The organism is Streptomyces sp. NPDC058877 (genome assembly GCF_042742855.1).
Lineage (GTDB): Bacteria > Actinomycetota > Actinomycetes > Streptomycetales > Streptomycetaceae > Streptomyces.
In genome coordinates, this window is the sequence record NZ_JBHYMF010000224.1 from 1 (window position 1) to 10,168 (window position 10,168).

At 73.2% G+C, this 10,168-nt stretch carries 6 protein-coding genes; 4 read left to right on the top strand and 2 right to left on the bottom strand.

Features of this window, described 5'->3' with window-relative positions; all coding sequences use genetic code 11:
• Nucleotides 1-124: 124 nt before the first annotated feature.
• Entirely contained in the window at nt 125-1,807 is a 1,683-nt protein-coding gene (locus tag ACFW2Y_RS31580; protein ID WP_384885920.1) for a thiamine pyrophosphate-binding protein, read from the top strand.
• A gap of 49 nt (nt 1,808-1,856) precedes the next feature.
• On the opposite strand, the gene ACFW2Y_RS31585 is transcribed toward ACFW2Y_RS31580, so the two are convergent.
• Complete coding sequence (locus ACFW2Y_RS31585; protein ID WP_384885922.1) at nt 1,857-2,231, bottom strand: hypothetical protein; 375 nt, start codon at nt 2,229-2,231, stop codon at nt 1,857-1,859.
• 166 nt (nt 2,232-2,397) lie between these two features.
• Here ACFW2Y_RS31585 and ACFW2Y_RS31590 point away from each other — a divergent pair, with 166 nt between their 5' ends.
• From ACFW2Y_RS31590 to ACFW2Y_RS31600, 3 genes are all read left to right on the top strand, one after another.
• A complete protein-coding gene (locus ACFW2Y_RS31590) occupies nt 2,398-6,198 on the top strand; it encodes an ABC transporter ATP-binding protein (RefSeq protein WP_384885924.1) in 3,801 nt (1,266 codons plus the stop codon).
• Nucleotides 6,199-6,359: 161 nt separating this feature from the next.
• Nucleotides 6,360-6,812 carry a hypothetical protein gene (locus ACFW2Y_RS31595; RefSeq protein ID WP_384885926.1) on the top strand — a complete coding sequence of 151 codons (453 nt, stop codon included), beginning with the start codon at nt 6,360-6,362 and terminating at the stop codon, nt 6,810-6,812.
• Between the two features lie 99 nt (nt 6,813-6,911).
• Nucleotides 6,912-8,357: an aminopeptidase gene (locus ACFW2Y_RS31600; RefSeq protein WP_384885928.1), complete on the top strand. Its 1,446-nt coding sequence runs from the start codon at nt 6,912-6,914 to the stop codon at nt 8,355-8,357.
• Nucleotides 8,358-8,423: 66 nt separating this feature from the next.
• On the opposite strand, the gene ACFW2Y_RS31605 is transcribed toward ACFW2Y_RS31600, so the two are convergent.
• Nucleotides 8,424-10,168: glycoside hydrolase family 3 protein (locus tag ACFW2Y_RS31605; protein ID WP_384885929.1), on the bottom strand; the 1,745-nt coding region annotated here is incomplete at its 5' end.

The following is a 10,168-nucleotide window of genomic DNA, read 5'->3' on the forward strand; positions in this document are numbered from 1 at the left end:
GCCGGACGCCGTCCGGCCCGCGCCGCGTCGGGTCGTGGACACGCGTTCTCCCCCGGGGCGGAACGGGTGGGTCCGGCCCGCCCCGCCGGCCCGCCCCCGACCGAGCCACGCCCAGAGGGATCCCATGACCCACGACCACGACCTGGTCCTGCGCCCCACCGTCGCCCAGACGGAGGCCGCGCTCGACCCGCCGAAGGGCCGCATCGGCGGCGACCTCGTCATCGAGACCCTCAGCGGCCTGGGCGCCACCACCGTCTTCGGGCTCCCCGGCCAGCACGCCCTCGGCATGTTCGACGCCCTCCGCCGCTCCGACCTGCGCTACGTCGGCCTCCGCGTCGAGAACAACGCGGGCTTCGCCGCCGACGCCTACGGTCGGATCACCGGCGAGGCGGCCCCGCTGCTGCTCTCCACCGGCCCCGGAGCGCTGATGTCGCTCGCCGCGCTCCAGGAGGCCGCCTCCGCCTCCGCACCGGTCCTCGCGATCGGCAGCCAGATCCCGGTCGCCGGCCTCGGCGGCGGCCGGCACGGCTACCTCCATGAGCTCCGCGACCAGCAGGCCTCCTTCCGGGAGGTCGTGAAGTCCGTCCACACGGTCCGGACGCACTCCCAGATCCCGTCCGCGATCGCCGCCGCCTGGGAATCCGCGCTCACCGCCCCGCACGGGCCGGTCTGGGTGGAGATACCGCAGGACGTGCTGCTCGCCGAGACGACGCTGCCCGTGGTCACCGCCCTGGACGCGACGCCCGTGGCCGCCGTGCCGCGCCCCGAGCTGACGGCGGTCGCCGCCGACCTCCTGGCCAAGGCCGCCCGGCCGGTGATCATCGCGGGCGGCGGGGTCGTGCGCTCCGACGCCGCCGGCAAGCTCCGGGCGCTCGCCGAGCGGATCGACGCCCCCGTCGTCACCACCTTCGGCGGCAAGGGGGCCTTCCCCTGGCAGCACCCGCTCTCGCTGCAGTCCTGGCTGGAGGACCGGCACACCACCGACTTCCTGGAGGACGCCGACGTCCTCCTCGTCGTCGGCTCGGGCCTCGGCGAGCTGTCCTCGAACTACCACACCTTCGCCCCGCGCGGCCGGGTGATCCAGATCGAGGCCGACGCGGGCAAGCTGGAGTCCAACCATCCCGCGCTCGGCATCCACGCGGACGCGCGCCTCGCGCTCCAGGCCCTCCTGGAGACCGTCGAGGAGCGCACGGACCCGACCGCGCCCGAGCGGGTCTCGGCCGTCCTGGCCAAGGTCCGGGACCGGATCGCCGCCCAGGGCCTCGACCCGGAGCAGCGGATCGTGGCCGCCGTGCGGGAGGCGCTGCCCGACCGGGCCCCCAGCTTCTGGGACATGACGATCCTGGCGTACTGGGCCTGGTCAGCCTTCGACGCGCGCTTCCCCAACACGATGCACTCCGCGCAGGGCGCCGGCGGCCTGGGATACGCCTTCCCCGCGGCCCTCGGCGCGGCGGTCGCCGACCCGTCCCGGCCGGTCCTCGCGGTTTCCGGGGACGGCGGTGCGATGTACTCGATCGCGGAGCTGGCCACGGCGAAGCAGTACGGCCTCGACGTGACCTGGCTGATCGTCGACGACGGCGGCTACGGAATCCTGCGCGAGTACATGACGGACGCGTTCGGCGAAGCCACGGGAACCGAACTGACCCGGCCGGACTTCGTCGCCCTCGCCGGCTCCTTCGGCGTCCCGGCCGTCCTGACGGCCCCGGAGAGGCTGGCGGCCGACCTCGCGGAGGCCCTGGCCGCCCCCGGCCCGTCGGTGGTCGTGCTCCCTGCCCTCCTGAGGATGTTCGAACCGACGCACCTCTGACGACCGGGGAACGGCCCGCCCGGCCCGTGGCGCGGGCGGGCCGCCACCCTCAGCCGACGAGCCCCTCCCAGGCTTTCCGGTACTCGGCGAGCTGCGCCTCGTACCCCCGGCGGAAGTGCTCCGCCTCCGCCCGGGTGAGGTTGGTGCGGGCCATGGGCTCCGGGGGTAACAGCCGTGCCACGTCGGCGAAGGCCACCGCCGCCGCCTCGGCGACGGTCCCGCCCCGCTGCCGGGCGGCCAGCACGTCGAGGCCCGCGGTTCGCAGGAAACCCTCGAAGACCGCCCGGGGGCTGCCCGTCGCCCTCTTGAGCTCCCCGGCCGTCACCGGCACCACCCGACCGACCGCGGCGAACCCCTGCCCCGCACGCAACGCCGCGTAGAGCCGCCCCCACCGGTACGGCCTCCCGTCCTCGACCTGTCCCACGGACCTCTCCTTCCCCTGCGGCCATCCGACCCGGGGTTCCTACCCCGGAAGGGCGCTTCACGCGCGCGGGTGACCGGTGTCCGCCACGCCGGACGCCGCGGGGGATGAAAACGAACGTCCGCCGTGTTGGGCCTTCCGGTAGAACAGGACGAACGGGAGGCCACTGGTGGCGGCGGTCGGGCAGGAACAGCAGGGATGGGCGCGCAGACTCGCCGGCTACGCCTGGCGCTACAAGGCGAACACACTGCTCGCGCTCGGGTCCTCGCTCGCCGGCATGGCCGTGCTCGCCCTGGTCCCCCTCGTCACCAAGGTGATCATCGACGACGTCATCGGGACGAAGACCCGGGACCTCGGGGTGTGGACCGGCCTCCTCATAGGCGCCGCCGCCCTCGTCTACGCCTTCACCTACGTCCGCCGCTACTACGGCGGCCGGCTCGCCCTCGACGTGCAGCACGACCTGCGCACGGACATGTACGACACCATCACCCGCCTCGACGGCCGGCGACAGGACGAGCTGTCCACCGGGCAGGTCGTCGGGCGGGCCACCAGCGACCTCCAGCTGATCCAGGGCCTGCTGTTCATGCTCCCGATGACCATCGGGAACATCCTGCTCTTCCTGATCTCGCTGACCGTCATGGCCTGGCTGTCGGTCCCGCTCACCCTCGTCGCGCTCGCCGTCGCCCCCGCCCTCTGGTTCATCGCCAAGCGCAGCCGCACCCGCCTCCACCCGGCCACCTGGCACGCGCAGCAGCAGGCCGCCGCCGTCGCCGGAGTGGTCGACGGGGCCGTGTCCGGCGTCCGGGTCGTCAAGGGCTTCGGCCAGGAGGAGCAGGAGACCGGCAAGATCCGCGAGGCCGGGCGGAAGCTGTTCGCGGGTCGGCTGCGGATGATCCGCCTGAACGCGAAGTACACCCCTGCCCTCCAGGCCGTGCCCGCCCTCGGCCAGGTCGCGGTCCTCGCCCTCGGCGGCTGGTTGGCCTACCGGGGCCAGATCACCCTCGGCACCTTCGTCGCCTTCTCCTCGTACCTGGCCTCCCTCGTCGGCCCGGTCCGGATGCTCGCCATGGTCCTCACCGTCGGCCAGCAGGCCCGCGCCGGCGTCGAGCGGGTCCTCGAACTCATCGACACCGAACCGGTCATCCGGGACGGCACCAAGGAGCTGCCCGCCGGGGTCCCCGCCGCCGTCGAGTTCGACGACGTCTCCTTCGCGTACGAGGACGCCGCCGGCACGAAGCGCCCCGTCCTCGACGGCTTCTCCCTGGAGATCCGACCCGGCGAGACCGTCGCCGTCGTGGGCGCCTCCGGCTCGGGCAAGTCGACCGTCTCGCTGCTCCTCCCGCGCTTCTACGACGTCACCCACGGTGCCGTCCTGGTGGGCGGCCTGGACGTCCGCGAACTCACCCAGGACTCGCTGCGCGCCGCCGTCGGCCTCGTTCCCGAGGACTCCTTCCTCTTCTCCGACACGGTCGCCGCGAACATCGCGTACGGCGTCCCGGACGCCACCCGGGAGCAGATCGAGGCCGCCGCCCGCGCCGCCCGGGCGGACCGCTTCATCGCCGAGCTCCCCCGGGGGTACGACACCACCGTCGGCGAGCACGGACTCACCCTCTCCGGCGGTCAGCGCCAGCGCGTCGCGCTCGCCCGCGCGATCCTCACCGACCCCCGGATCCTGGTCCTCGACGACGCCACCTCCGCCGTCGACGCCAAGGTCGAGCACGAGATCCACGAGGCCCTGAAGTCGGTCATGGCGGGCCGCACCACCCTGCTCATCGCGCACCGCCGCTCCACCCTCGGCCTCGCCGACCGCATCGCGGTCCTCGACGACGGCCGACTCTCCGACATCGGCACCCACGCCGAACTGGAGGAGCGTTCCGCGCTCTTCCGCCGCCTGCTCACCGACCCCGAGGAGCTCGGCGCCGTCTCGCCCGGCCACGTCGCCCCGACGGAGGTTCCCGAGGACCGCACGCTGCGGGCCGAGTGGGACGCCGAGTTCGACGCCGAGCGGGGCATCACCCCCGCCCTGTGGGTGCGGGAGGACCCCGCCGACCGCGGCACGTCCGCGCCCGGGGCCGCTTCCCGTGCCGAGGGCCACGGGGGAGCCACCCCCGAACTGCTCGCCGCCGTCGCGGCCCTGCCGCCGGCCGTCGACACCCCGGACGTCGACGAGGCCCGGGCCGTGTCCCCCGAGGACTCCTACGGCCTGCGCCGACTGCTCCGGGGTTTCGGCCTCCCCCTGCTCATCAGCCTCGGGCTGGTCGCCCTCGACGCCGGTGCGGGCCTGTTGCTGCCGGTCCTGATCCGGCACGGCATCGACGAGGGCGTGAACCGGCTCGCGATCGGCGCCGTCTGGGCGGCCTCCGCGCTGGCCCTGGTCACCGTCCTCGTGCAGTGGGTCGCGCAGACCGCCGAGACCCGGATGACCGGCCGCACCGGCGAGCGGGTCCTCTACGCGCTCCGCCTGAAGATCTTCGCGCAGCTCCAGCGGCTCGGCCTGGACTACTACGAGCGCGAGCTCACCGGCCGGATCATGACCCGGATGACCACGGACGTCGACGCCCTGTCGACCTTCCTGCAGACGGGCCTGGTCACCGCCTTCGTCTCGGTGGTCACCTTCTTCGGGATCATGGTCGCGCTGCTGGTGCTCGACCTCCAGCTCGCCCTGGTCGTCTTCGCGACCCTGCCCGTCCTCGCCGTCGCCACGTACTACTTCCGCCGGTCGAGCGTGAAGGCGTACGAGCTGGCGCGCGAGCGGATCAGCGTCGTCAACGCCGACCTCCAGGAGTCGGTCTCCGGCCTCCGGATCGTGCAGGCCTTCCGCCGCGAGCGTTCGGGCGCGGCCCGGTTCGCGGAGCGCAGCAACTCCTACCGGGAGGCGCGCGTCCGGGGCCAGTGGCTGATCTCGATCTACTTCCCGTTCGTGACCCTGCTGTCCTCGGCCGCCGCCGCCGCCGTCCTGATCGTCGGCGCGAACCGGATCGAGGCGGGCACCCTCACCACCGGCGCCCTCGTCGCCTACCTCCTCTACATCGACCTCTTCTTCGCCCCCGTGCAGCAGCTCTCGCAGGTCTTCGACGGCTACCAGCAGGCCGCCGTCTCACTGAAGCGGATGCAGGAGCTCCTGCGCGAGCCGACGTCCACGGCCGCCGCCGAGGCACCCAGGGAGGTGCCCGCACTGCGTGGCGAGATCGCCTTCGAGGGCGTGTCCTTCGCGTACGGCGGCGAGGGCGCCGACGGGGCCGAGACCGCGCTGACCGGAATCGACCTGCACGTCCCCGCCGGGCAGACGGTGGCCTTCGTCGGCGAGACCGGCGCAGGCAAGTCCACCCTGGTCAAACTGGTCGCCCGGTTCTACGACCCGACGGCCGGCCGGGTCACCGTCGACGGCACCGACCTGCGGGACCTCGACCTCACCGCGTACCGCCGCCGGCTCGGCGTGGTCCCCCAGGAGGCGTACCTCTTCGCCGGGACGATCCGCGACGCCATCGCCTACGGCCGCCCCGGGGCGACCGATGCCGAGGTCGAGGCGGCGGCCCGCGCGGTCGGCGCGCACGACATGATCGCCACGCTCGACGGCGGATACCTCCACGAGGTCGCCGAGCGCGGCCGGAACCTCTCGGCCGGGCAGCGCCAGCTGATCGCGCTGGCCCGGGCCGAACTCGTCGACCCGGACGTCCTGCTCCTGGACGAAGCCACGGCGGCCCTGGACCTGGCGACCGAGGCGCGGGTCAACCAGGCCACCGACCGCCTCGCGGGCCGCCGCACGGGCCTCCCGTCGAACGCCGGTCCGCGCACCACCCTGATCGTCGCCCACCGGTTGTCGACGGCCGCCCGCGCCGACCGCGTGGTCCTCATGGACCACGGCCGGGTCGCGGAGGACGGCACCCACGGGGAACTCCTCGCCCTCGGCGGCCGGTACGCGGCGCTGTGGAGCGCCTTCATCGGGGAGGCGGAGCCCGAGCGGGTATGAGGGGGCCGCCCGGACGACAGGGGCGTCCGGGCGGATTCCGGGCGGCCGTCCGCGGGGGTGCGGAACGGGACACCGCGGAGGGGCCGGGGCGGGGGGAGGCAACCATTCCGGGGCACCGTGCGTCGTACGGCCGTACGACGACTCGCCCGGGAGGGGAACGCATGAGCATGGAACGGTCCGAAAGGTGCGACCGTCGTCCGACGCCCGCCCGCTTCCCCGCCCGCACCGTCCTGCCCGCCCGCGTCCTCGCCCGCGTCCTCGTCCCGTTCTTCGCCGCCCTCTCGCTGCTGCTGCTCCCCGGGCCCGGCAGCGGGACCGCCGACGCCGCCTCCGTCTGCCAGGGCCGCCCCACCCGGACGATCAGCTTCCCCACCGGGGAACTGCGCCTCTACCGCACCCGCCAGTACGTCTGCGCCGTCACCGTCGCCAAACGGCCGGGACCCCGCCGGCCGATGGCCGTCTCGCTCCAGCCGCGCGGTGGCCGGGCCGTCGTCCGGTCGGGCCGGTTCGACCGGCAGACGGTGCCCGTCACCGTCCACGCCCTCAACCGCTGCGTCCGGGCGTCCGGTTCGGTGGCGGGCCGCGGAACGGCCACTGGCTGGATCCTGTGCTGAGGCACAGGAAAGTCCAAGCGTAAGGATCAACTAGGTCTGGCGGTAGGTGTGTTGTCCCCGCTAGGTTCGCGACACCGTTGTGAACCAAGGGGAGGGTGAATGCGCAAGTCGCTGAGGTGGGCGCTGTCGCTTTCGTTGCTCATAGGCACCGTGGGGTCGACCGGCGTGGCCACCGCCGCGGACGCCGAGACCCGCAGCACGTCCGTCGTCGACTCGCAGAGCGCGGACATCAAGGACCGCATCCTGGCGATCCCCGGGATGAGCCTGATCGAGGAGAAGCCGTACGCCGGCTACCGCTTCTTCGTCCTGGAGTACCAGCAGCCGGTCGACCACCACCGCCCGTGGGCGGGCACGTTCAAGCAGCGCATCTCGGTCCTGCACAAGGGCACCGACCGCCCCACCGTCTTCCGGACCAGCGGTTACGGGCTCAACACCAACCCGAGCCGGAGCGAGCCGACCCGCATCGTCGACGGCAACCAGATCTCCATGGAGTACCGCTTCTTCACGCCGTCCCGACCGCAGCCGGCCGACTGGTCGAAGCTGAACATCTGGCAGGCGGCCAGCGACCAGCACCGCATCTACACGGCGCTGAAGCGGATCTACGGCCAGAACTGGCTCTCCACCGGGGCCTCCAAGGGCGGCATGACCGCCACGTACTACGAGCGCTTCTACCCCAGGGACATGGACGGCGTCGTCGCCTACGTCGCCCCCAACGACGTGGTCAACAAGGAGGACTCGGCCTACGACCGGTTCTTCGAGACCGTCGGGACGAAGGACTGCCGCGACCGCCTGAACGACATGCAGCGCGAGGCCCTCGTCCGCCGCGAGCCGCTGGAGGAGAAGTACCGGGCCTGGGCCCAGTCCGAGGGCGCCACCTTCAACACGGTGGGTTCGCTCGACAAGGCCTACGAGGCGGTCGTCCTCGACTTCGTCTGGGGCTTCTGGCAGTACTACGGCGAGGCCGTCTGCGACCGGATCCCGGAGGCGGCGACCGCGAGCGACGACACCGTCTACGAGACGATCGACGCCTACTCCGGCTGGTCCGCCTACACCGACCAGGGCCTGGAGTACTACACGCCGTACTACTACCAGGCGGCGACCGAACTCGGCTCGCCCACCATCAAGCAGCCGCACCTGAACGGCCTGAGCCGCTACGGCTACCAGCCGGCCAGCAGCTTCGTGCCGCGCGAGATCCCCATGAAGTTCAAGCCGCAGGCCATGCGCGACGTCGACAGTTGGGTCCGCAGGAACGCGAACCAGATGCTCTTCGTCTACGGCGGCAACGACCCGTGGGGCTCCGAGAAGTTCCGCCTCGGCAAGGGGGCCCGCGACAGCTACGTGTACGTGGCGCCGGGCGCCAACCACGGCGCGAACGTCGCCGCACTCGTCGACTCCGAGCGCGAGCACGCCACCGCCCGCATCCTGGCCTGGGCCGGGGTCCCCGCCCCGGCCGTCAACGCGGCGCAGCCGCTCGCCCGCTTCGACGCCGGTCTCGACGCGGTGGTCGACGAGGACGCGACCCGGGAGCACGGCCTGCGGCCGTAACGCCCCCGGAGCGACGGGGCGTCCCGGTGGTCACGGACCGGGACGCCCCACCGCCGCGCCGCCGGATCAGTCGTACGACAGCCCGTGCCCCACCGGGTACAGGACCCGCGTCGGGTCCTCCGCGCTCTGCACCGGCACCGGGAGGCGCCCGCGGGGGCGGACCCGACCGGCCAGGACCCGTGCGGCGGCCCGGAGTTCGACGTCGGTCCAGGAATAGGCGGCGAGGGTCGCCCGCTGGCCGGCGATCCAGGCGACGTCGTACGGGTTGCGGATCGCGATCGTCACCACGGGCACTCCGGTGGCGACCAGGCGCGCCACCAGTGTGCGCTGTGGGCTGGCCGCCGACAGGTTGTACGTGCCCACCACGACCACGTCCCTGCCGGTGGCCGCCGCCACCGCCTCCTCGATCTTCGCGGAGGTCGGGCTGATCCCGGTGGAGAGCGCGGTCGCGGCGAAGCCCAGTTCCGTCAGGGCGGTCGCGAGCGTCGTGGTCGGCGGGCCCGTCGTCCCGGACGGCGAGGCCGGATCCGCGCCGACGACGAGGACCGAGCCGTGCGAGGCCGGGCCCAGCGGCAGGAAACCGTCCTCGTTGTGCAGGAGCGTGGTGGTGGCCTCGGCGATCCGGTCCGCCCGGTCGAGGTGTGCGGCGGTGCCGACGACCCGGTCGACGCCCGCCCGGGTCACGTACGGCTGCCGGAGGAGTCCCGACTTCGCCTTGAGCCGCAGGATCCGCAGGACCGACGCGTCGAGCCGTTCCTCCGTCAGCTCGCCGCCCCGGACGGCCGCCAGGACCGCGTTCCAGGCCACGTCCAGCTTCGGCGGGTTGAGCAGCTGGTCGGCCCCCGCGAGCAGGGCCAGGACCGGGACCCGCTCGTCGCCGTACTTGGTGCGCACCCCCTCCATGGCGAGGGAGTCGGTGACCACCACCCCGTCGTAGCCGAGGTGTTCGCGCAGGATGCCGGTGAGGATCGGCCGGGAGAGCGTCGCCGGGTCCTCGCTGGGGTCGAGTGCGGGGACCACGATGTGTGCGGTCATGATCGAGTCGATTCCGGCCTCGATCGCCGCACGGAACGGCGGGGCGTCGAGCTCGGCCCACTGTTCCCGGGTGTGGGTGATCGTCGGCAGGCCGTGGTGGCTGTCGACGGCGGTGTCGCCGTGCCCCGGGAAGTGCTTCGCGGTGGCGGCGACCCCGGCCCGCTGGTACCCCTGCACCTGGGCGGCGACCAGACCGGCGACCGCGTGCGGATCGGAGCCGAAGGAGCGGACGCCGATGACCGGGTTGGCCGGGTTGACGTTCACGTCCGCGACCGGTGCGTAGTTCTGCCGGATGCCGACGGCGGCGAGTTCGCCGCCCGCGATCCGAGCGGCCGTGCGGGCGTCCGCGCGGGACCCCCCGGCGCCGAGGGCCATCGCCCCCGGCAACAGGGTGGCGGGCTCGCCGACCCGGCAGACGATGCCGTGCTCCTGGTCGGTGGAGATGAGTACCGGCACCGGGACGGGTCGTGCCAGTGCGGCTCGTTGGATGCCGTTGGAGAGCTCGGCGATCTGCTGGGGCGCGCGGGTGTTGTGGGCCCAGGAGAAGTAGATGATTCCGCCGACGTGGTAGCGCTCGACCAGCTCCGCGGCGGTGCGCACGCCGATCTCCGCGAGGTTGGCGTCGATGTCGGCCTGGTCGGGGGCGGTGGCGGAGTGGCCGTAGACCCGCATCACGAACAGCTGGCCGACCTTCTCCTCCAACGACATGCGGTCGATGAGCCGCCGAAGCATCCGGTCGCCCCCCTCCGCGTGGGCGAAGGGCGCGGCGAAGCCGG

Coding starts and splice junctions, on each gene's coding strand:
- ACFW2Y_RS31580 (WP_384885920.1), top strand. CDS start 125: ATGACCCACGACCACGACCTGGTCCTGCGCCCCACCGTCGCCCAGACG.
- ACFW2Y_RS31595 (WP_384885926.1), top strand. CDS start 6,360: ATGAGCATGGAACGGTCCGAAAGGTGCGACCGTCGTCCGACGCCCGCC.
- ACFW2Y_RS31600 (WP_384885928.1), top strand. CDS start 6,912: ATGCGCAAGTCGCTGAGGTGGGCGCTGTCGCTTTCGTTGCTCATAGGC.